At 62.6% G+C, this 22,479-nt stretch carries 20 protein-coding genes; 8 read left to right on the top strand and 12 right to left on the bottom strand.

The window, feature by feature from the left end:
• Positions 1-193: 193 nt before the first annotated feature.
• Positions 194-679 carry an SRPBCC family protein gene (locus CSQ91_RS27105; RefSeq protein ID WP_034780908.1) on the top strand — a complete coding sequence of 162 codons (486 nt, stop codon included), beginning with the start codon at positions 194-196 and terminating at the stop codon, positions 677-679.
• A 9-nt stretch (positions 680-688) separates the two neighbouring features.
• Here the strand turns inward: CSQ91_RS27105 and CSQ91_RS27100 are convergent, their stop codons facing one another.
• Together CSQ91_RS27100 and CSQ91_RS27095 are read right to left on the bottom strand one after the other, a co-directional pair.
• A complete protein-coding gene (locus CSQ91_RS27100; protein ID WP_257217493.1) occupies positions 689-1,810 on the bottom strand; it encodes an HD-GYP domain-containing protein in 1,122 nt (373 codons plus the stop codon).
• Between the two features lie 166 nt (positions 1,811-1,976).
• A complete protein-coding gene (locus tag CSQ91_RS27095; RefSeq protein ID WP_099390125.1) occupies positions 1,977-3,425 on the bottom strand; it encodes a dihydrolipoyl dehydrogenase in 1,449 nt (482 codons plus the stop codon).
• Positions 3,426-3,553: 128 nt separating this feature from the next.
• On the opposite strand from CSQ91_RS27095, the gene CSQ91_RS27090 reads away from it, so the two are divergent.
• On the top strand, positions 3,554-4,444 hold the full coding sequence (locus CSQ91_RS27090; RefSeq protein WP_099390124.1) for an ArgP/LysG family DNA-binding transcriptional regulator: 891 nt from the start codon (positions 3,554-3,556) through the stop codon (positions 4,442-4,444).
• A gap of 14 nt (positions 4,445-4,458) precedes the next feature.
• On the opposite strand, the gene CSQ91_RS27085 is transcribed toward CSQ91_RS27090, so the two are convergent.
• Complete coding sequence (locus CSQ91_RS27085) at positions 4,459-6,516, bottom strand: primosomal protein N' (protein WP_099390123.1); 2,058 nt, start codon at positions 6,514-6,516, stop codon at positions 4,459-4,461.
• Between the two features lie 135 nt (positions 6,517-6,651).
• Here CSQ91_RS27085 and CSQ91_RS29325 point away from each other — a divergent pair, with 135 nt between their 5' ends.
• Positions 6,652-6,786, top strand: a complete 135-nt coding sequence (locus CSQ91_RS29325) for a hypothetical protein (protein ID WP_256607843.1) — start codon at positions 6,652-6,654, stop codon at positions 6,784-6,786.
• Between the two features lie 571 nt (positions 6,787-7,357).
• Here the strand turns inward: CSQ91_RS29325 and hemE are convergent.
• The gene (gene hemE, locus CSQ91_RS27080; RefSeq protein WP_034780918.1) at positions 7,358-8,443 is read right to left on the bottom strand and encodes a uroporphyrinogen decarboxylase; all 1,086 of its coding nucleotides are present in this window, start codon (positions 8,441-8,443) and stop codon (positions 7,358-7,360) included.
• Between the two features lie 200 nt (positions 8,444-8,643).
• On the opposite strand from hemE, the gene CSQ91_RS27075 reads away from it, so the two are divergent.
• From CSQ91_RS27075 to CSQ91_RS27055, 5 genes are all read left to right on the top strand, one after another.
• Positions 8,644-10,587, top strand: a complete 1,944-nt coding sequence (locus CSQ91_RS27075) for a dipeptidyl-peptidase 5 (RefSeq protein WP_099390122.1) — start codon at positions 8,644-8,646, stop codon at positions 10,585-10,587.
• Entirely contained in the window at positions 10,584-14,765 is a 4,182-nt protein-coding gene (locus tag CSQ91_RS27070) for a DEAD/DEAH box helicase (protein WP_099390121.1), read from the top strand. The genes CSQ91_RS27075 and CSQ91_RS27070 overlap by 4 nt, the downstream gene beginning before the upstream one ends.
• A 69-nt stretch (positions 14,766-14,834) precedes the next feature.
• A complete protein-coding gene (locus tag CSQ91_RS27065; RefSeq protein ID WP_099390120.1) occupies positions 14,835-15,323 on the top strand; it encodes a hypothetical protein in 489 nt (162 codons plus the stop codon).
• A 169-nt stretch (positions 15,324-15,492) separates the two neighbouring features.
• Entirely contained in the window at positions 15,493-17,352 is a 1,860-nt protein-coding gene (locus CSQ91_RS27060; protein ID WP_099390206.1) for a DUF885 domain-containing protein, read from the top strand.
• Between the two features lie 171 nt (positions 17,353-17,523).
• Entirely contained in the window at positions 17,524-17,904 is a 381-nt protein-coding gene (locus tag CSQ91_RS27055; RefSeq protein WP_070280156.1) for a hypothetical protein, read from the top strand.
• Positions 17,905-17,988: 84 nt separating this feature from the next.
• On the opposite strand, the gene tatC is transcribed toward CSQ91_RS27055, so the two are convergent.
• From tatC to hisA, 8 genes are all read right to left on the bottom strand, one after another.
• Positions 17,989-18,744 (bottom strand): twin-arginine translocase subunit TatC, encoded by a 756-nt coding sequence (tatC, locus tag CSQ91_RS27050; protein ID WP_034780926.1) that lies wholly within the window; start codon positions 18,742-18,744, stop codon positions 17,989-17,991.
• A complete protein-coding gene (gene tatB, locus CSQ91_RS27045; RefSeq protein ID WP_099390119.1) occupies positions 18,741-19,274 on the bottom strand; it encodes a Sec-independent protein translocase protein TatB in 534 nt (177 codons plus the stop codon). Before tatB ends, tatC begins: the two co-directional genes overlap by 4 nt.
• Before the next feature lie 48 nt (positions 19,275-19,322).
• On the bottom strand, positions 19,323-19,559 hold the full coding sequence (gene tatA / locus CSQ91_RS27040) for a Sec-independent protein translocase subunit TatA (RefSeq protein WP_034780931.1): 237 nt from the start codon (positions 19,557-19,559) through the stop codon (positions 19,323-19,325).
• 80 nt (positions 19,560-19,639) lie between these two features.
• Complete coding sequence (locus CSQ91_RS27035) at positions 19,640-20,011, bottom strand: histidine triad nucleotide-binding protein (RefSeq protein ID WP_070257794.1); 372 nt, start codon at positions 20,009-20,011, stop codon at positions 19,640-19,642.
• Positions 20,012-20,027: 16 nt separating this feature from the next.
• The gene (locus tag CSQ91_RS27030; protein WP_070257793.1) at positions 20,028-20,399 is read right to left on the bottom strand and encodes a phosphoribosyl-ATP diphosphatase; all 372 of its coding nucleotides are present in this window, start codon (positions 20,397-20,399) and stop codon (positions 20,028-20,030) included.
• Entirely contained in the window at positions 20,396-20,833 is a 438-nt protein-coding gene (gene hisI, locus CSQ91_RS27025) for a phosphoribosyl-AMP cyclohydrolase (protein ID WP_034753847.1), read from the bottom strand. Before hisI ends, CSQ91_RS27030 begins: the two co-directional genes overlap by 4 nt.
• A 34-nt stretch (positions 20,834-20,867) precedes the next feature.
• Complete coding sequence (gene hisF / locus CSQ91_RS27020) at positions 20,868-21,629, bottom strand: imidazole glycerol phosphate synthase subunit HisF (RefSeq protein WP_034753845.1); 762 nt, start codon at positions 21,627-21,629, stop codon at positions 20,868-20,870.
• A gap of 60 nt (positions 21,630-21,689) precedes the next feature.
• Positions 21,690-22,463 carry a 1-(5-phosphoribosyl)-5-[(5-phosphoribosylamino)methylideneamino]imidazole-4-carboxamide isomerase gene (hisA, locus tag CSQ91_RS27015; RefSeq protein WP_099390118.1) on the bottom strand — a complete coding sequence of 258 codons (774 nt, stop codon included), beginning with the start codon at positions 22,461-22,463 and terminating at the stop codon, positions 21,690-21,692.
• Positions 22,464-22,479 lie beyond the last annotated feature (16 nt).

Here is a 22,479-nt window from a genome sequence, read left to right as displayed (position 1 = left end):
GGAACAGCAGTCCATTGTAACAGCGTCGCGCAGGCTATTTGCATGGCGGGCCATGCCTGAAAAACAGGCAATGGCATTGATATATCGCCATCTGACGCCATCTTGACCCATGCAATGCGTGCGGCACGGCCACGCCTGGAGTACCATTCCGCCTATATCGCCCGTGTGCGCCCACTTACCGAATGGCAGTCCCATGAAATTTGAACACCTGATTGAAATCAACGATCCTTTGAACCCGCTGATCGACACCTTGACCCTGGAGCAAGTCTGGCGCGGCCTGGTCTTGCGCGCCGAGTCGCCGAAACTGTTCGTGCCGCACCTCGATGAATGCCAGATCAGCGAGCGCAGCGATACCGGCTTCGCGCGCAGCCTGCGCTATGGCGAGCTGGTCATCAACGACAGGGTGGTGCTGGTGCCGCAACTGCAGGTGCGCTACGAAGTGCCGGCGCAAAAGGATATCAGCGCGTCCTCGCTGGTGATGACCATCGAAATGCCCGACGAAGCGAGCATGTGGGTACGCTTCCAGTACGACGACGGCCACGACGCGGCCACCGATGCGGCCAACGCCCTGTACGACGACTTCCGCCGTTCCGCCTACAAGGAGTCCGACATCGACACCGTGCGCATCATGCGCGAACTGGCAGTCGAAGGACGGCTGGATGCGGGCTTGCTGAACTAAGCGCCTGGGCTACATTCGCGCGCTGCGGCCCCACAGCTGATCAGGGCGAAACTGCAAACCCGCCTGCTCCGCACTGAGCACTTCGCGGATGGCGTGCAAGTCCACGCGCGTATCGCGCCGCAGCGGCACGTCCAGGCGCGCGCCGCGGGGGCCGATCAGCGACTGCACGTGCGGCGTGGCGGCATTCAAGCCCTTGCGCGTGACGACGCCGATTTCTCCATTCAGCAGTTTGACGAAGGTGCCGACCGGGTAGATGCCCAGCTCGCGCACCAGCAGGGACGCCAGCGGCGCATCCAGCGTGGCCTTGTCGGCCATCAGCATTTCGCGCAGGGCCACGTTCGGCAGCAAGGGCTGGCGGTAGCTGCGCTTCGAAACGCGCGCGCAATAGCGGTCGGCCAGCATGATCAGGCGCGCGCCGATGCCGATCGCCTCGCCTTGCGTGCCCAGCGGATAGCCGCTGCCATCGATGTTTTCATGGTGCTGCAGCACGGCCTGCAGCCAGACGGCGTCCGTGACGCCCGCCGCGCGCAGCAGGTCGACACCGGCTTGCGGATGAGCCCGCAAATAGGCCCGCTCCTGCGCGTCCAGCGGTCCCGCCTTGTGCTGGAAATCCGCATGGCGTTCCAGCATGCCGATATTCATGCTCAGCGCGGCCAGCACCACGCTGCGGATCACGCCATCATCGAGTTTCAGGGCGCGCGCCAGCAGGGCCGTGATGACGGCCGTGTCGACGCTGTGGCGCACGGCAAAGTCGCCCGCGCCCTGGTTGTGCAGGATGCAGGCCAGCGCCACGTCCGCATCCAGCGCAACAGCCTCTTCCACCAGCTGCGCCAGCGGCGCGAGGGATAGGTGGCTGCCCGCCTGCCCGGCGGCAATGGCCGGCAGGACGAGGGCCAGCCCTGCCGTGACAAGGTTCAGCATGCGCAGGGCCGACGGCGCTTCCGTGGCCGTGCGCGGCACGTCCGCACTGGTATCGGCGATGACGCCATGCGCCAGCAGCAATGCGATCTGGTTCTCGCTGCTGATGACATGGCCCAGCCTGGCCAGCAGGCTGCCCGTCTCGCCGTGCACGTCCCAGGGCAGGGCCACGCCCAGGGCGAGTTCTCCCGCGTAAATGCGCCGAATTTTCACATCGTCTCCGTGTCATCGCCAGCCGCTACCCTTTTTACCATTACGGCATGGGCGGCATGTGCCAATTGAAATGTTTTTTGCTTTTAATCAATATTTCAATGTGGCAGCGATGATCGCTCAATCATGTGAGCTTGTCTACAAAATTATATAAATCATAAAGTTGCATTCAGGGCCCGGGTGTGCAATCGGCGCAGCCGGGCGCGTGTTCCGGGTCTTTTTCCAGGTGCAGCGCCAGCTCGCGCAAGGCCGTGCGCACGCCTTCCTCGATGACGGGGTGGTAAAACGGCATGTCGAGCATGGCTGGCACCGTCAGCTGCGCCTGGCGTGCCCAGGCCAGCAGATGGCCCAGGTGTTCCGCCCTTGGGCCGATCAGCTCGGCGCCAAGAAAGCGCTTGCTGCCAAATTCCGCATACACGCGCAGCAAGCCCTGGTTTTGCAGCATCACGCGGCTGCGGCCCTGGTTGCCGAATGACACGGCACCGACGGCGAAGCGGCCTGCATGGCTCACGCACAATTGCTGGTACGTCGCGCCCAGGGTGGCGATCTGCGGCTCCGTGAAGGCAATCGTCAACGGCGTGCGGCGCAAGCCTGGTTTGACGTCAGGAAAGCGCGCCGCGTTGTCGCCCGCGATGCGGCCCTCGTCGGCCGCTTCGGGCAGCAGCGGCAGTGCGTTGTCGGCATCCCCGGCAATGAAGATGGCGCTCTTGCCACACTGCATGGTATGCGGGTCATGCAGAGGAATGCCGTGGCGGTCGAGTTCGATTTGCGCCGTTTCTAGGCCGATCTTGTCCACGTTCGGCGCCCGGCCGATGGCGGCCAGCACATACTCGAACTGCTCGGTTTTTTCCACGCCGGCGGCATCGCTGCTGGTGAGCAGGATGCCGCTGCCATCCGGCGCTTTTACCATGTGCGCAACCTTGGTCATGAAGCGGATGTCGAGTTCGCGCGCCAGCACGGCATCCGCCTCCCGCAGCACCAGCGGGTCCGTCAGCTGCGCGACTTTATTGCCACGCGCAAACAAGGTCACGCGCACGCCGAGACGCGCCAGCGCCTGGCCCAGTTCCAGGCCGATGACGCCGCTGCCGACCACGGCCACGGAAGCGGGCAAGTCCGTCCACTCGAACACGGCGTCGCTGGTGATGACTCTGTCTCCCGCCGCCTGCCACTCGGGCGGCACGATGGGCGTGGAACCGGTGGCGATCACCACGCTGGTGGCCTCGACAAGCGTATGCTCATCCACCTGCAATGTGCCGGGGGAAATAAAACGCGCATGACCGCGCAGTTTTTCTTCGTCAGGGATGGCGTTGACGCCGTCGAGCACGAAGCCGACAAAACGGTCGCGCTCGCTGCGCACCCTGGCCATCACTTGCCGGCCATCGATGCGCACGGGGCCCGGGTGCACGCCAAAAGCCGGCGCGGCAGCCACGGCATGGGCCGCCTCGGCCGCCGCGATCAGGAGTTTGCTGGGCATGCAGCCCACCCTCGCGCAAGTCGTGCCATACGGTCCGCTTTCGATCATCAGCACGCGCTTGCCCTGCATGCGCGCCGCCTTGTGCGCCGTCATGCCGGCCGTGCCGCTGCCGATCACGGCCACATCCACTCGTATCGTCTTCATGGTGCTATCCATCCACTGAGGTTGCTCACAGCGTTCGATACTACCCGTTTGCCAAAAATAAGGTTTTACTTTGCAGCAATATATGCATTAGTATAACTAATCATTTTCAAAATTTATAAGCTGAGCTAATGGGATCACTCGATTATCGCGCGCTGGCCGTGCTGGACGCCGTTGCCAGCCATGGCAGTTTCGACAAGGCCGCCCTGGCGCTGGGCATCACCCAGTCGGCCGTCTCGCAGCGCATCAAGGCGCTGGAAGACGCCAGCGGGCGCCTGCTGATCATCCGTGGCCAGCCAGCCGTGCCGACGGGACTGGGCCAGCGCCTGATCGTGCATCACCGCAACGTCAAGCTGATGGAAGCGTCGCTCGACATCGACCTGGGCAACAGCGTCAGCATGCCGGAAATCGCCATCGCCATCGATGCCGACAGTCTGGCCACGTGGTTTCCCGACACCTTGTCCGCCCTGCTGTCGCCACCGCGCTGCCAGCTCGACGTGCGCCTGGCCGACAGCGACAGCGCCTTGCAGATGGTGCGCGATGGCTCCGTGTTCGGCTGCGTGGCAGCCGAGTCTGGCACAGCGATCGACGCGGCGGCCGCCACCAGCGTCACGCCGCTGGGCACCTTGCGCTATGTCTGCGTGGCAACACCCGTATTTGCAGGCCACTGGTTCGGCGATGGTTTTATTGCCGAGGCGGTGCAACTGGCGCCCGCCGTGGTGGGCCAGCACGGCTTGCTGGCGCGTTTCCTTGCTGAACAATTGAGCATGCGTGAACCGTTTCCGCACCACACCTTACCCGTGGAAGCGACGCGCCGTGGCTGCGTCCAGGATGGCCTGGCCTACGGCTTGATGCCGCAGCGCCTGGCCGCGCAGGCGCTGGCGACGGACCGTCTCGTGGATCTGATGCCGGGCAGCACCCTGGACGTACCGCTGAGCTGGCATGCGTGGACCCTGGACACGCCGTTTACCAAGCTGCTGTCCGAGCAGATCGTCAAGTCCGCGCGCGACTATCTGAACTAATTCAGTGACTTGATTTAAATATCCAGCGGGTCCACTTCCAGCGACCATTTCACGCGCGTCTTCATGGCGCGCAATTCCGTCAGCCATTCTTTTAAAAACGCCTGCAGCGCGGGCCGCGAGGGGGATTCCAGCAGCAGCTGGGCACGGTCCACGTTGTAGACGCGCGTCATGCTCATGGGAATCGGGTCATTGATGGTCACCTGCGGGTGTTCCATGCACTCTTTCGCCGCCTGCAGGAACTCGATGGCCGTGGCCAGTTCGGGCGCCTCGGCGCGCAGCAGGGCCTGGAACAGATACGGCGGCAGCGCCGCCTGGGCCCGCTCTTCCAGCAAGGTCGTGGCGAAGTGGTCGTAATCGTGGTTGACGACGGCGTCGTACAGGGGATGGCGCGCATAGCGCGTCTGGATCAGCACCTCGGACACGCTGCCCCCTTCCGTCTGCGCGGCGCGCCCGGCCCGGCCCGCCACCTGCATCAGCTGGGCGAACAGCCGTTCGCTGGCCCGGTAATCCTGGGAAAACAGGGCCGTGTCCGGATTCAAGATACCGACCAGGGTCAGCTTTTTGAAATCGTGGCCCTTGGCCACCATCTGCGTGCCGATCAAGATATCCACTTCGCCCCGGTGCACGGTGTCGAACGCTTCCTGCGCGCTGCCCTTCTTGCGCGTGGAATCGGCGTCGATGCGCAAGATCCGTGCCTCGGGAAACAATTGCTGCAAGCCTTCTTCCACCCGCTGCGTGCCGCGTCCCAGCGGCTGCAGGTCGACGTTGCCGCAGGTGGGGCAATGGCGGGGAATGCGCAATTCCAGGCTGCAATGGTGGCAGCGCAAGCGGTGCTCGGGCTTGTGCAGCACCATGAACGAAGTGCAGCGCGTGCAATTGCTGATCCAGCCGCACGATTCGCAGCAGATCACGGGCGAATAGCCGCGCCGGTTCAAGAACAGCAGCGACTGCTCTCCGCGCTCCATGCGCAGTTTCAAGGCGGCTACCAGATGCGAAGTCAGGCCGTCTTTCGGCTTGTCGCGCTCCATGTCCAAAATCTTGACGCGCGGCAACACCGCATTCTTGACGGCCCGTTCGCGCAATTCCAGCTTGCGGTAGCGCCCCGTCTGTGCATGGTGCCAGCTTTCCAGCGACGGCGTGGCCGAACCGAGCACGATGGGGATCTGTAATTGCCAGGCGCGCCACACGGCCAGATCGCGCGCCGAATAGCGCAAGCCTTCCTGTTGCTTGTAGGACGGGTCGTGTTCCTCGTCGATGACGATCAGTTTGAGTTTCGGCAAGGACGCCAGGATGGCCAATCGCGTGCCGAGCACGATGCGCGCCTGGCCCTGGTGCGCGGCCAGCCAGTGCAGCATGCGCTCGCCTTCGGACAGGCTGCTGTGCAGGGTGGCCAGCATGACGCCGGGAAAGCGCGCGCGGATATTGCCTTCCAGCTGGGGCGTGAGGTTAATTTCCGGCACCAAAATCAGGATTTGCGCATCGTCCTCGCGCGCCAGCACCTGGGCACAGGCTTGCAGATACACTTCCGTCTTGCCGCTGCCCGTCACGCCGTACAGCAGGGTTGGCTTGAAACCCTGGGCGCCGCCGATGGCGTCCGCCGCTTCCTGCTGTGCCGGGTTGAGCGCCGGCATGTTCGACGGCGTGCCGTCATGCGCGTCGGCCAGCTTGCCCAGCTTCTTGATGGCGCGGTCGAGCGCCACGGTGGTCAGCACGCGCAGATTTTTCGGTAAACCCGGCAGCGCCACTTCACCGAGCGGACGCTGGTAGTAATCGGCGGCAAAGGCGGCCAGCGCCAGCCACTGTTCCGACAGGGGCGCCAGCTGGTGGCGCACGGCCAGCACGTCCTTCAGTTTCGCGGCGGGCACGTCGGTGCTGTCGGACACGCCGACAATCAGCCCCATCACTTCGCGCCGGCCGAACGGCACCAGCGCCAGCTGCCCCACTTGCGGCAGTACCACGACAGCGTCCGCACCGGCATCCACCGCCGCGTTCCAGCGGTAGTCGAACAGGGCGTTCAAGGGCGTGTCGAGCGCGATTTTCAGGATGCACGACGTCAAAATGCACTGCGACATGGAAGTAGGGCCTATCTCAATAAAAAAGCGCGCCGCAGGGGAAATGGCGCGCGGGATGTCCGGCATCAAGCCAGCGGGCCATGATACTTGTTTCACCTATCAAACGCCTAACGGCGGACAGGACAGCATGTCATCATGCCTGAAGAAAATTCTGTGGATAACTTTGTGGACAAAGCAAAATTAACTTTCAGAAAAATGTGGACAGAAAATTTCGATCGCCGTCAAGAGCGGCACGCAAGAAAAATTAACCATTTAAAATCAATGGCTTAAAAATTGATGCCCGGGAGGCTACAAATCCACAGGACATTTCCGCCGCTGTGCATAACTGAACCATTTGTAATTTATTTATACAGAAATCAGCACCACTTTGAGGCACCCGTTTGGGAAAAACGGGGGCGGCTTGCGGCAAAGTTGACAATTGCCGGGCAAGCGTTCGTTTTTACCAGCCGGGCGGCGAAACATTGTTCAATTATCATGCGCTGCAACATACACTTCACGTGAAACCTGAGCATCGACGCTAAGTATCGGTTAACAAATTACTTTTCAATTTTATCCACAGAATCTGTTGATAACTTTGTGGACAATGAAGGAATAAGGCCTGCGAACGAAAGAATAACCTTATCAATAGCAACAAAGTCCGCCGAACAAGGCATTTTTTATTTCTTAATAATCAAGCACTTGCAAAGCATCCCCGGGCATGGCTTTTCGACTGCCTCTTATTTCCGCAGCAAAAAAAATTGTGCATAAGTCGGTATTTCTTGCTAGGGCGCAGCAAAGAAAAAGGCAGGCTTCCGCTGGAAAGCCTGCCTTTTCTGTCCCTGCGCGAGGAGAGGCGCTGAAATTACTGCCCGCTGCGCATGGCGCGGCTCATGCTGTGCACGGCTTCCACCATCGCTTCAACGGATTCCGGTGGCGTGAACTGGGAAATGCCATGGCCCAGGTTGAATACATGGCCCGTGCCGGCCGATGGCGCGCCAAAGGCGTTGAGCACTTTCGCCACTTCGGCGCGGATCTGCTCGGGGCTGGCGAACAGGATGGCCGGGTCGAGATTGCCCTGCAAACCCACTTTATGGCCGACCAGCTGGCGCGCGCGCGTCAGGTTGACGGTCCAGTCCAGGCCCACGGCATCGGCGCCGATATCGGCGATCTGCTCGATCCATTGGCCACCGCCCTTGGTAAACACGATGGCGGGAATCTTGACGCCATCCTTGTCGCGTTTCAGCTGCGCCACCACTTGCTGCATGTAGGCCAGCGAGAATTCCTGGTAGGCGCCGTCAGCCAGCGCACCGCCCCAGGAATCGAAAATCATCACGGCTTGCGCGCCGGCATCAATTTGCGCGTTCAGGTACTGCGCCACGGAGGTGGCGTTAATCGCCAGGATGTGGTGCATCAGGTCCGGGCGGTTGTACAGCATCTTCTTGATGGTATGGAACTCTTTCGAGCCGCCGCCTTCCACCATGTAGCAGGCCAGGGTCCACGGGCTGCCGGAAAAACCGATCAGCGGCACGCGGCCGTTGAGTTCCGTGCGGATTTGCGTGACGGCCTTGAAGACGTAGTCGAGCGATGCCAGGTCCGGCACTTGCAAGGCCTTCACGTCCTGTTCCGTGCGCAGCGGGCGCTCGAACTTCGGGCCTTCGCCATCGGCGAAATACAGGCCCAGGCCCATGGCGTCGGGCACCGTCAGGATGTCGGAAAACAAAATCGCCGCGTCGAGCGGGAAACGCTCCAGGGGCTGCAAGGTGACTTCCGTCGCGTAATCGGGATTCTTTGCCAGGCCCAGGAAGGAGCCAGCCCGCTCGCGCGTGGCGCGGTATTCGGGCAAGTAGCGGCCCGCCTGGCGCATCAGCCAGACAGGGGTATGCTCGGTCGGCTGGCGCAGCAAGGCGCGCAGGAAAGTATCATTCTGGAGCGGAGCAAATTGTGGCATGGAAGGCAATCAATAGCTTGGAGAAGCGGTATTATCGCATCCAATCGCCGCCATTTCATTGATTCCAGTGCCGCTTTGCAGCATTTGCCACGCACAGCGATGACTTTCGTTGTGCCTGCCCTTCCATTATGATGATGCACGCCGCCGCGCGCCCTGACCCTGCCTGGCGGCCCTTGATCCCCTCACTACACGGAGCCCGCATGACCTCGACCGCATCCAGCACCCCTTATGGCATCTGGCCATCGCCGATCAGCGCGGCCATCGTCGCCGCCGGCGCCTCGCCGCTGACGCAGCTGGCCCTGGGCGGTGCGGATGGCAGCGACGTGTTCTGGCTGGCCGGACGCGCCAGCGAGGCGGGCCGCAACACCCTGCTGCGCCAGCGCGGCGCGCGTGTCGATGAACTGACGCCGGCGCCCTTCAATGTGCGCACCCGCGTGCATGAATACGGCGGCGGCGCGTATGCCGTTGCGGGCGATAGCGTGTATTTCTCGCATTTCGCCGATAATTGCCTGTACCGCGTGGACGGCGACGGCACCCCGGAAGCATTCACCACGGGCGGCAGCACGCGCCATGCGGATTTTGTGGTCGATGCGGACCGTTCCCGTCTGATCGCCGTGCGCGAGCAGCATCCGGCGGAAGGCCACGCGCATCCGGAAAACTGCCTGGTGGCCGTCGGCTTCGACGGGCGCGAAACGATGCTGGCGCGCGGCCACGACTTTTATGCGGCGCCGCGTTTGTCGCCGGACGGCAGCCAGCTGGCCTGGATCAGCTGGGATCACCCGCGCCTGCCATGGCAAGGCACGGAACTGTGGCTGGCCGACGTGCATGCGGACGGCAGCCTCGGTTCGCCGCGCCTGATCGCCGGCGGCGCGCGCGAATCGATCTGCCAGCCGGAATGGTCGCCGAACGGCTTGCTGCACTTCGTCTCCGACAGCAGCGGCTGGTGGAATCTGTACCGCCTGCACGGCGCCGACATCGAGGCACTGTGCCCGATGGAAGCGGAATTTGCCACGCCGCACTGGACCTTCGGCGGCAGCATGTACGGCTTTCTTTCCGACGACGAGATCGTCTGCACGTATATCCAGGCCGGCATCAGCTACCTGGCGCAATTGAACGTGGCGGCGGCCAAGCTGGAGCCGATTTCCCACCCATACCAGGAAATCCGCGAACTGCGCGTGGGGCCCGGCTTCGTCGCACTGCTGGGCGGCAGCCCCACCATTGCGCTGGAACTGGCGCGCATCGATTTGGCTAACCATGAGCTGGAAGTGCTGGCGCAATCGATCACGGCCCTGCCCGCGCTCGCTTACCTGTCCGTGCCGCGCAGCTTGAGTTTTACCAGCAGCAATGGCCGCACGGCACACGCCTTCTTTTATGCGCCCACCAATGGCGACGTGCAGGCGCCGGCAGGAACATTGCCGCCCGTCATCGTCATCAGCCACGGCGGCCCCACCAGCATGGCCAGCAATACCTTGAAACTGGCAACGCAGTACTGGACCAGCCGCGGTATCGGCGTGCTCGACGTCAACTATGGCGGCAGCAGCGGCTTCGGCCGCGAATACCGCGACGCGCTGCGCGGGCAATGGGGCATCGTCGACGTGGAAGACTGCATCGCCGGCGCGCGCTACCTGGCGGCCAACGGCCTGGCCGACCCGGAACGCCTGATCATCCGCGGCGGCAGCGCGGGCGGCCTGACGACCCTGTGCGCATTGACGTTCCACGACGTCTTCAAGGCGGGCGCCAGCTACTATGGCGTGTCCGACCTGAAGGGCCTGGACGACGATTCGCACAAATTCGAATCGCGCTACACCGACTACCTGATCGCCTCGCAGCCGCAGGCCGAGGCGCTGTACCGCGAGCGCTCGCCCATCCACCACACGGATAAATTGTCGCGCCCGATGATCTTCTTCCAGGGCCTCGATGACAAGGTCGTGCCGCCGCAGCAGTCGCAGCTGATGGTCGACGCCTTGCAGGCGCGCGGCGTACCCGTCGCGTATGTACCGCTGGAAGGCGAGGGGCACGGCTTCCGCAAGGCGGAAAACATCGTGCGCACCCTGGAGGCGGAACTGTATTTCTACCAGCGCGTGTTCGGCCTGCCCGTGGCGGCCGGCGAGCCGCCCGTGCAGATCGCCAACTTGTCCGCATGAGCGAGCAGAATGGTGACCAACACCTGCTGGACGAGTTCGCCGCACTGGAGCAGCATGAACAGATGATCCTGGCCTTGCTGGCGATCACGGGCGAACCGGTGGGCAAGCATGCCGTGTATGAACACTTGCAGCGCGCCAATGTCGTCGAGCCGGACGGCACGCCGTTTTCCCTGCTGGTGGTAACCAACATGCTGCAGCGGCTGACGCGCCTGGCGCTGGCATCCGAGATCGTCGGGCGGGGCTTTGCCTGTGAAGCGAGGCTGCGCTGGCCCGCCATGCGCGCGGCCATCGAGCACCTGGTGTTTCGCGACCTGTGCCAGGCCATCGAGCTGATCAACCCCGTGCGCCGCAACTGGGATGGCTATGTGGAATTGCGCAGCTACCGGCAAGGCGTGGCGCGCCTGCGCATCGCCCTGCTGCGCAATGACGAGGTGCGCCACGTGGCCGCCATCCTGGCCGCCTGCATGGCGTGCTATGAAGCGCAGCAGCTGCATCCGCTGATCGAGATCTTCGGCCGGCCGTTCGAACCGGAAATGTTGTCTTTCGTCATGCCGCAACTGCAGGATGACATCCTCGCCGTGCTGCTGGGCAACGCCCCGCGCGAGCCGGCCACTGCGCACGCCATCCGCGCATACGCGCGCGCGCATCATGCGCGCCAGGCGGCCGCCGGCGACCATATCGGTGCCGCCCTGCCATTGGCCCTGGCCGAAGACGCCCTGCTGTGCGGCGAACTCGACGCGGCCGCGCGCTACCTGGCGGGCCAGCAGGGACCGCAGGCGCTGTTTGTCGACAGCAGCATCGCCCTGTTGCGCGGCGAGCACGCGCACGCCGTGGCGGGCTTCGAGACAGCCTTGAAAGGACTGCGCAAGGAGGCGGGCAAGCGCAAGCTGTGCTTCACGGGCATCGGCGGCCACCTGTACGTGCTGGCCTTGCTGCGCGGTAACGACGCCAAGCTGCTGAAAAGCGCGGAAACCTACCTCGATATCGCCCTGCATGCGCAGCCGAACCACGACAGCATCGTCTACCAGCAACTGAACACCTTGCGCCTGGTGCGCGGCGGCGTGCAGCTGGCGGAAAGCATCTCCACGCGCAGCTGGGAAACGGGACTGCAGGCGCAGCTGTTCCAGGGCTTGCTGTACTACTGGCTGGCGCTACCGCAATTGAGCGAACGCAAGGACCAGCTGCGGTCGCTGGTGCAGCAGGCGGACGCAGCCGGCTACGATCTGATCGCGGCGCAGGCGGCCGGCTTGCTGGGCTTGATGGGCGAGCCGCGGCAGGAGCGCTATGCGACGGCCAAGCGGGCGCAACACGGCTTGACGGACATGGCGCCGTGGTTCGAGCGCCAGGAAGCGTGGCAGCGCCAGCTGAGCGCGCTGATCAACCTGCAGCAGAACGCGCCCGCCGAAGCGCTGGGCGGCGTGTCGCGCCTCGTGTGGCTGGTGGCATTCGACCCGCGCTTCGGCCTCACGGCCGTGGAAGTGCGCGAGCAGAAGCGCGACGCGCGCGGCGGCTGGAGCAAGGGCCGCGCCATGGGTCTCAAACGCCTGGCCGAAGAGGCGGGCGACATCGATTTTCTCACGCCGCAAGACGCGCGCGCGGCGGGCAGCATCGCGCCGTTCAAACAGTATTATTCGTCGGCGCCCCGCTATGAAATCGAGCTCGACAAGGCCGCCGTCTTGCTGGTGGGCCACTCGCTCGTGTTCTGGCTCGACCATCCCGACACGCGCGTGGAACTGATCGCCGGCGCGCCCGAGCTCCTGATCAAGTCGCACGAAGGACAGCTGTGGCTGGGCATGCAACCGCCGCTGCCCGACAACGGCAGCAATGTGGTGGTGCAGCGCGAAACGCCGACGCGCTTGCGCGTGGTGCACATCCTCGACGAGCACCGGCGCATCGGCGCCATCGTGGGCCTGGGCCTGTCCGTGCCCCTGCATGCCGAGAAACAGGTGATGCAGGCGATCGGCGCCATTTCGTCCATGGTGACCGTGCAATCGGACATCGGCGGCGGCGCCGGCGACGCGGAAGCGATCACGGCCGACCACCGCCTGCACGTGCACCTGCTGCCCTACCAGCAGGGCCTGAAAATGCAGATCCTCGTGCGTCCGCTGCTCGACAACGGCGCCTATTACGCCCCCGGCAGCGGCGCCGAAAGCGTGTTTGCCGACGTGGCGGGCCGGGCAGTGCAAGCGCGGCGCGACCTGAACGCGGAACGCGAAGCACAGCGCCAGCTGATCGGAAAATGCCTGGTACTGGAAGAAGCGGAGGAAGAGCATGGCGAGTGGCTGCTGGGCCAGCCTGCGCTGGGCCTGCAATTGCTGGTGGAATTGCAGGCGCTGGAGCCAGACAGCATGGTGCTGGCCTGGCCGGAAGGCGAAACCATGCGCGTGTCGAAACGCATCGATAGCGGCCAGATGCGCCTGAATATCAAGAGCGAAAAAGACTGGTTTGCCGCCAGCGGCGAAGTGCAGATCGACGAAGACAAGGTGATGGACTTGCGCGCCCTGCTCGACTTGATGCAGAACAACAAAAGCCGCTTCGTGGCCCTGGGCGACAACCAGTTCCTGGCCCTCAGCGACGAATTGCACCGCCGGCTGTCGGAGCTGGCCGCATATGGCGAGGCGCATGCCGACGGCGTACACATCCACCCGCTGGCCGCCTTCGCGCTGGAAGAGCTGGCCAACGACGCGGGCGGCGTCAAAGCCGACAAACTGTGGCGCGAACACTTGCTGCGCCTGCGCGCCCTCGACGACTATCAGCCGCAGTTGCCCAGCACCTTGCAGGCGGACTTGCGCGATTACCAGCTGGCCGGTTTTAACTGGCTGGCGCGGCTGGCGCACTGGGGCGTGGGCGCCTGCCTGGCCGACGATATGGGACTCGGCAAGACCTTGCAGGCGCTGGCCCTGATCCTGGCGCGCGCGCCGCACGGCCCCACCCTGGTCGTCGCCCCCACGTCCGTGTGCATGAACTGGATCAGCGAAGCGCAGCGCTTCGCGCCCACCTTGAACATCAAACTATTCGGCAGCGGCGACCGCGCCGACATGCTCGATACCTTGCAGCCCTTCGGCGTGGTGGTGGCCAGCTATGGCTTGCTGCAGCAGGAAGCCACTATGTTTGCCGGCGTGCGCTGGCATACGATCGTGCTCGACGAAGCGCAAGCCATCAAGAATGGCGCCACCAAGCGCTCGCAAGCCGTGATGGCCCTGCAGGGCGACTTCCGCATGGTGGCCAGCGGCACGCCGCTGGAAAACCACCTGGGCGAATTGTGGAACCTGTTCCGCTTCATCAACCCCGGCTTGCTGGGGACCCTCGACCAGTTTAATTTGCGCTTCGCCGGGCCCATTGAGAAAGATCAGGACAAGCGGGCGGCGGCCGGGGCGCGCTTGCGCTTGCGCCGCCTGATCGCGCCATTCATCTTGCGCCGCACGAAGACGCAAGTGCTGTCGGAATTGCCATCGCGCACGGAAATCGTGCTGGAAGTGGAATTGTCGCCGCAGGAAACAGCGCTGTACGAATCCCTGCGCCGCGAAGCGCTGGAAAAGCTGGCCATGGTGGAAGGGCCGGCATCGAAGAAAGCCATCCAGATCCTGGCGGAAATCATGAAACTGCGCCGCGCCTGCTGCAATCCGCAACTGGTGGCGCCCGAGCTGGGCCTGGCCAGCAGCAAGCTGGCGGCGTTCGCCCAATTGCTGTCGGGCTTGCTGGAAAACCGCCACAAGGTGCTCGTCTTCAGCCAGTTCGTCGACCATTTGACCCTGATCCGCCAGCACCTGGAGCAGCATGGCGTGCGCTACCAGTATCTCGATGGCAGCACGCCCATGCAGGAGCGCAAGCGCCGCGTGGACGCCTTCCAGGCGGGCGAGGGCGACGTTTTCCTCATCAGCCTGAAGGCGGGCGGCATGGGCATCAATTTGACGGCGGCCGATTACGTGATCCACATGGACCCGTGGTGGAACCCGGCCGTGGAAGACCAGGCCTCGGACCGCGCCCACCGCATGGGGCAATTGCGCCCCGTCACCATTTACCGCCTGGTGGCGAAACACACGATCGAGGAAGGCATCGTCGAATTGCACCAGCACAAGCGCGACCTGGCCGACAGCTTGCTGGAAGGCAGCGATGCGGCCGCGCGCATGTCGGCCAATGACATGCTGGGCATGCTGCAGGAAGGGTTGAAACAATGAGATTGAAAAAATGAGCGGCGCCACCGCGTTCCATGCGATGATCGTTTTTCCCTGTTGCCCTTCCATGCCATGACCGACTATATCGCCACCAGCGCCGGCCAGCGCGCCACCTTTTTATGCGGCAAATCCTGGACCGCCTACGTCAGCACCTTCCTCATTGCCGTGCTGCTATTCTTTGCCGCCCTGCCGCTGGCCTTCAAGTACAACGCGCGCGCCGCCTTCGTGGTGCTGATCGGTTCGGCCCTGATCGTCGGCTACCGCCTGCTGACCATCCGCAGCTACCAGCTGTACTACGATGAAGCAGGCGTCTGGCTGGCCTCCGGCATCTTGCCGTGGAAAAAGAAACTCACGGGCGTGAAATGGCGCGACATGGATGAAGCCGTCTATGAAACGAACTTCTGGAGCTGGCTGTTCCAGTCCTATACGGTGCGCGTCAGCCAGCGCTACACGCAGGAAACGGAAATCCACGCCACCGGCATGGCGCGCGGCAAGGATGCCGTGGCGGCCCTGAATGCGCATCACCAGGACATGCTGCGCGGCAGCGCCATCGTCGTCTAGGGCCGCGCGCGCCCGGCGCAAAAAACTGCGCAGCGGCGGCAATTAATGCTAATCTTTGGGCCGCCCAGGCAAGCAAGGCCAACCTTTCAATAGTTGTTTGTTACTTATATTATCAGTTTATTATTTTCTGATGAGAACAAACGGCAAAATATTCAAGAGATAAACTATGCTGATAAAAAATAAAGTTGCGCTCGCCGCATTGATGATGGCCTTTACCCTGGCACCGGCCAGCGCCGCCAAGAAGCCGCAGAAGCAAGGCAAGGCAACGAGCAGCAGCAGCAAGAAAAAAACCGTCGCCAAGAAGGCGGCCGTCGTCAGCGCCGCCACGGCAGCCACGGTAGCGGCCGTGGCCAGCGAGAACAGCAGCGACCGTTCCATGAATAACCTGAGCGGCCAGTTCCTCACGGCCCTGTGGCGCCTGGACCCGGAAAGCGCGATTTCCGTCGGCAAGTACGATGGTGCCGCCAACCTGAGCATTCCCGACGCGGCCAGCCGCCAGAAGCAGCTGGCCTTCATCGAAGAATGGCTGGGCAAGTTCGGCAAGCTGAATGCCGGCAAAATGTCGGACAAGCAACGTACCGACCTGGCCTTGCTGACGAATAAACTGCAAGCGGACCGCTGGTATCTGACCACCTTCCGCGAATTCGAATGGAATCCCGCCCAGTACAACGTGGCCGGCTCCATCGACTTTATCCTGAACACGGAATACGCGGCCCAGCCGCAGCGCCTGCGCACCTTGCTCAAGCGCATCGCCAGCGTGCCGCAATACTATGCGGCCGCGCGCGCCAGCATCGTCAATCCCACGCGCGAACACACGCAGCTGGCCATCGCCCAGAGCGCCGGCGTGCTCAGCGTGCTTGATGACCTGAACAAGACGGCACAGGGCTCCATCCTGACGCCGGCGGAAAAACAGCTGTACAACGCGCGCATCGCCGCGGCCCGCACGGCCGTGCAAGGCTACGCGGCCTGGCTGACGGAACAGGATGCCGCGCTGGCGCAGAACGGCAACGCGCGCTCCTTCCGCATCGGCAAGGAGCTGTATGAACAGAAATTCGCCTACGATATCCAGGCCAGCGTGAGCGCCGAGCAGATGTACCAGAAGGCCCTGGCCGCGCGCGAAAAGCTGCTCGAGCACATGGATAGCCTGTCCGACGAGCTGTGGGTGAAAACCATGGGCAATACGGCCAAGCCGGCGGACCGCACGGCAAAGATCGGCATGGTGATCGACAAGCTATCCAGCAACCACGTGGCGGCCGCCGATTTCGTGCCGGAAATCCGCCGCCAGATCCCGCAATTGCAGGAATGGGTAACCAGCCACAACCTGCTGACGATGGATCCGAAAAAGCCCCTGGTCGTGCGTGAAACCCCTGCCTACCAGCGCGGCGTGGCTGGCGCCAGCATCGAGGCGCCCGGCCCGTACCGTCCGCAAGACCGCACCTATTACAACGTGACGCCGCTCGATGGCGAAACACCGGAACAGGCGGAAAGCAGCTTGCGCGAATACAACCACTGGATCTTGCAGATCCTGAACATCCACGAAGCCATCCCCGGCCACTACACGCAGCTCGTGTACGCCAACAAGTCGCCGTCGCTGGTCAAGTCCATCTTCGGCAACGGCGCCATGATCGAAGGCTGGGCCGTGTATGGCGAACGCATGATGCTCGAATCGGGCTATGGCAATAACGCGCCGGAAATGTGGCTGATGTATTCGAAGTGGAACTTGCGCAGCGTCACCAATACCATCCTCGACTACAGCGTGCACGTGCTGGGCATGACGGAAGCGCAAGCGCTCGACCTGCTGACGCGCCAGGCCTTCCAGACCAAGCGTGAAGCGACAGAGAAATGGCGCCGCGTGCAGCTGAGCTCGGTACAACTGACCAGCTATTTCAGCGGCTACAGCGAAATCATGGACTTGCGCGAACAACGCAAGCAAGCGCTGGGCAACAAATTCGTACTGAAGGATTTCCATGAGCAATTCCTCAGCTACGGCAGCGCGCCCGTGAAAGTCATCAAGGAATTGATGAATTAACTGGCACTCGCCATCAGTTTGCAAAGGGCGCCACGGCGCCCTTTTTGCATGGGTTTGCGCTATCGCAAACCACCGGCTGCCCTGTCCATTAAGCTCATGGGAAGGCAGGCGCCATCGCACTCCTCACTGGCAATTGCCGATTTTCCTGCTAGGCTGGATACAGGAGCGTCCATGCATATGCCCATCCAGTTCGACACCCTCGATTACGCCAAACGCCTCGCCTCGGCCGGCGTGCCCACCCAGCAGGCGGAAGCGCATGCGACGGCGCTGGGCGAAGTACTGGGTTCGGTCGTGGTCGTGCATGGCGAGCTGGCGGCGCTGGAGCGCAATCTGCTGGGGGAAATCAAGCTGGTGGCGCAAAAGGTCGATACCAGAGTGGATGCGCTGGAACTGAAATTCGATACCAGAATAGATGCACTGGAGCAAAAATTCGACGCCCGCCTGGAACGCCTGGACTTGCGCCATGGCGCCGACATGAAGCACGTGTACTGGATGATGAGCACCCTGATCCTGCTCAACCTGGGCATCCTCAGCAAACTGATGCTGCAGTAAGCACCCACCAACTTTCTTGGCGATAAAAAAGCCGCAGCTCCCGAGGGAGGCCAGCGGCTCGTATCGGCACGCGTTGCGGGCCGTCTAGGACGCTTCTTCCGGCGCCTGGGTTGCCTTGACGAAGATGGGCGCCACCAGCAAGCCCAGCTCGAACAGCAGGCACATAGGGATGGCCAGCGAGAACTGGCTGACGACGTCCGGTGGCGTGACGATGGCGGCAATCACGAAGGCGCCAACGATGATGTAGGGACGCACTTCCTTGAGTTTCGCGATGGACACAAGCCCCATGCGCACGAGGATCACCACCACCACGGGCACTTCGAAGGTGGCGCCAAAGGCCAGGCACATCGACATGACGAAATCGAGATAGTTTTCGATATCGGGAGTCACCGCGATCGACGATGGCGAAAAGTCGCTGATGAAGTGAAAGACGCGGCCAAACACGAAGAAATAGCAGAAGGCCACGCCAGCGATGAACAGCAGCGACGACGAGATGACCAGCGGCGCGATCAGGCGCTTTTCATGCGTGTACAGACCGGGGGCGATGAAGGCCCACATCTGGTACAGCACCCAGGGCAAAGCGACGATGAAGGCGATCACCAGCGTCACTTTCATCGGCACCAGGAACGGCGAAATGACGCCGGTGGCGATCATTTTCGAGCCGGCCGGCAGCGAGGCGATCATCGGCTCCGCAATAAAATCGTAGATTTGCGAAGGGCCGGGCCAGTAGAACAGCACGGCACAGACGACGGCGATGCCGATCGAGGCCTTGACCAGGCGGTTGCGCAGCTCGACCAGATGCGAGATAAAAGTTTCTTCCACCGGAGATTTGCTACTCATGAGTAAAAGGAGGAGGAACTGGCGCGCGGACGGAAGCGCGCCACGCGGGCGGCCGCCGACTGCACGTGCAGCTTGCCACCATGGCGCTGCTTGTACCAGCCAGGGATGGCGGAATTGCGCACCAGCTTCTTGCGGCGGAATTCGCGCGCCTTGCGGGCCAGGTCATCGTTGGTGGCGCGCAGCATGGCTTCATGGGCATCGTGATGCCCCTCATACGCGCTGGAATCGCCGCGCCAGGCGTTTTCCACCTCGGCCAGGTTGCCGGAGATCGAGTTTTCCACGCCATGCATGGACTTCTCCACGCTTTGCTTGACGGAATGGGCCGCATCCTGCACTTCCTTCTGCAGGTTTTTCAGCTCTTCCATCTCAATTTCGCGCGACACTTCGGATTTCACCTGGTTCAGATAGCGTTGCGCGCGGCCATACAGGGTACCGGCCATGCGCGCCACTCTCGGCAACTTTTCAGGGCCGATGACTATCAACGCAACCACGCCGATGATGGCGATTTTAGAGAGACCGAGATCGATCATAAGCGGACAAGGGCTGTTACCGGACGAGGCAAGCGCCCCGCCACGCTATCAGAACTTGCTTTTCTCTTTCGTCTCGACGTCGATGGTGCTTTTGTCGGCCACTTGCGATGGCGCAGCAGGAGGGGTATTGGCTGCCGGAGCGTCATCTTCGCCCTTGACGCCATCCTTGAAGCCTTTGACGGCCTTGCCGATATCACCGCCGATATTGCCCAGTTTCTTGGTGCCGAAGACCAGCATCACAATGACCAGAACGATCACCCAGTGCCAAATACTCAATGAACCCATCACATTCTCCTTGCGGGACGGTGCCCGAATAGCGTCAACCAATGCCGGTAGTATACACGTGAACCCGGCGCACGGCGAAATCAGTGCTGGCCGCGCCAGGGACGGGGGCCGCCGTACACGTGCATGTGCAGGTGATACACCTCTTGCCCGCCGTTCGGGCCGCTGTTGATCATGGTCTTGAAGCCGCCGGCAGGCGTGCCATCGGCGTCATAGCTGACGGCGCAGCCGAACTCGGCGGCGAGTTTCGGCGCCAGGCGCAGCAGCTTGCCCAGCATTTCCGTATGGCTATCGTCACAATCGGACAGACTGGCCACGTGGCGCTTCGGGATCAACAGCAGATGCACGGGGGCGGCCGGGTTGATGTCCTTAAAGGCCAGCAAGTCCTCGTCTTCATACACGATGGTCGAGGGAATTTGTTTTGCAGCAATCTTGCAAAAAATGCAGTTATCCACGCACGCTCCAATCAGGTCAGTGTTTGTCTGTTTCGCCGGCGTCGCGCAGCTCATCCTTGCGTGCCGCCTTTTCTTCCAGGCCGGACAGGCCTTCGCGGCGCGCCAGCTCGTCGAGCACCTGCTGCGGCGTCAGGTCGAACTGCGCCAGCATCACCAGCGAGTGGAACCACAGGTCGGCGCATTCGTACAAGACCTTCGACGAGTCGTTGTCGCGGCGCGCATCCTTGGCGGCCATCACGGTTTCCGTCGCCTCTTCGCCGATTTTTTTCAGGATGGCGTCATCGCCCTTGGCAAACAGGCGCGCGACATACGACGTGGCGGGGTCGCCGCCGTTGGCCAGCTTGCGCGATTCGATCACGGCGGCCAGGCGTTTTAACGTTTCACTCATTTGCTCTTGCTTTCCGCGTAAATCGTCTCGGGGTCTTTCAGGACGGGGTCGGTGACTTGCCATTCGCCCGTTTTTTCGTCGCCTTCGAACTTCTGGAAGAAGCACGAATGGCGGCCCGTATGGCAGGCGATGCCGCCCGCTTGCTCGATTTTCAGCAAGACCACGTCTTCGTCGCAATCGAGGCGGATTTCCAGCACCTTTTGCGTGTGGCCCGATTCTTCGCCCTTGTGCCACAGTTTCTTGCGCGAACGGCTCCAGTACACGGCCTCGCCCAGTTCCACCGTGCGCGCCAGCGCGTCGCGGTTCATCCAGGCGAACATCAGCACGTCATTGCTGCCCGCTTCCTGCGCGATCACGGGCACCAGGCCGTGCTCGTCCCATTTGACCTTTTTCAGCCACTTGGCATTGCTTGCTACGATGGTTCCGTTTTGCATGTTCTTCTATCCTGCCTGTATTTACTGCTGATCTTTACGCCAGGCGCATGGGAATGCCCTGCTGCGCCATGAAACGCTTGGCTTCCTGTACCGTGTGCTGGCCATAGTGGAAGATGCTGGCGGCCAGCACGGCGTCCGCGCGGCCCACCTTGATGCCATCGACCAGATCCTGCAAGCCGCCCACGCCGCCCGAGGCGATGACGGGAATGCTGACGGCATCGGACACGCCGCGCGTCAGGCCCAGGTCGAAGCCGACCTTGGTGCCATCGCGGTCCATGCTGGTGAGCAAGATTTCGCCGGCGCCCAGGCTTTCCATTTTACGCGCCCACTCGAACGCGTCCAGGCCCGTGGCAGTGCGCCCGCCATGGGTAAACACTTCCCACTTGCCGGGCGACACCTGCTTGGCGTCGATGGCGACGACGATGCATTGCGAGCCGTGCTTTTGCGAGGCTTCGTACACCAGTTGGGGATTCGTCACGGCCGAGGTGTTGATGCTGACCTTGTCGGCGCCCGCGTTGAGCAGCCGGCGCACGTCTTCCACCACGCGCACGCCGCCGCCCACGGTCAGCGGAATGAACACTTGCGACGCCACGGCTTCGATGATGTCGAAGATCAGGCCGCGGTTGTCGCTGGACGCGGTAATGTCGAGGAAAGTGATTTCATCGGCGCCCTGCTCGTCATAACGGCGGGCAATTTCCACCGGGTCGCCGGCGTCGCGCAATTCCGTGAAATTGACGCCTTTGACAACGCGGCCATTCGTCACGTCGAGGCAGGGGATGATACGTTTTGCAAGCATGATGGTATCCAGATTGTCGCCAGGCCAGGGCATGCACGCGCACGCCCCGGCCAGGCAGGCTTAAACGGCGGCGTCGGTCAGTTCGTCGGCGCGTTCCTGCGCCTGCGCCAAGTCGATCGTGCCTTCATAGATGGAACGGCCGCAGATCACGCCTTCGATGCCTTCGGCCTGGACCGCGCACAGCGCTTCCACATCGCCGATATTGTGCAGGCCGCCCGAGGCGATGACGGGAATCTTGACGGCTTGCGCCAGCTTGACGGTGGCCTCGATATTGATGCCGCCCATCATGCCGTCGCGGCCGATGTCCGTATAGATGATAGCTTCGACGCCGTAGGCTTCGAATTTTTTCGCCAGGTCGATCACTTCGTGGCCCGACATCTTGCTCCAGCCATCCGTTGCCACTTTGCCATCCTTGGCATCGAGACCGACGATGATGTGGCCCGGGAAGGCGCTGCAGGCGTCGTGCAGGAAACCGGGGCTTTTCACGGCCGCCGTGCCGATGATGATGTAGGTGATGCCGGCGTCGAGGTAGCGCTCGATGGTGTCGAGGTCACGGATGCCGCCGCCCAGCTGCACGGGGATTTCCTCGATGTCGTTTTCCACGGCGAAATCCTGCACGGCTTTCAGGATGGCCTTGACGGCGCCTTCGTTCTTCGGCTTGCCGGCAAAGGCGCCGTTCAAGTCGACCAGGTGCAGCCGGCGCGCGCCTTGCATCAGCCAATGGCGGGCCATGTCGGCCGGGTCTTCGGAAAATACGGTGGCGAGTTCCATATCGCCTTGTTTCAGGCGTACGCAGTGACCGTCTTTCAGGTCGATGGCGGGAATTAGCAGCATGGTCAGTGTGGTATCA

Source organism: Janthinobacterium sp. BJB301, from assembly GCF_002735685.1.
Lineage (GTDB): Bacteria > Pseudomonadota > Gammaproteobacteria > Burkholderiales > Burkholderiaceae_D > Janthinobacterium > Janthinobacterium lividum.
Note: the sequence above shows the minus strand (reverse complement) of the source record. Positions and strands in the feature narration are given on the sequence as shown.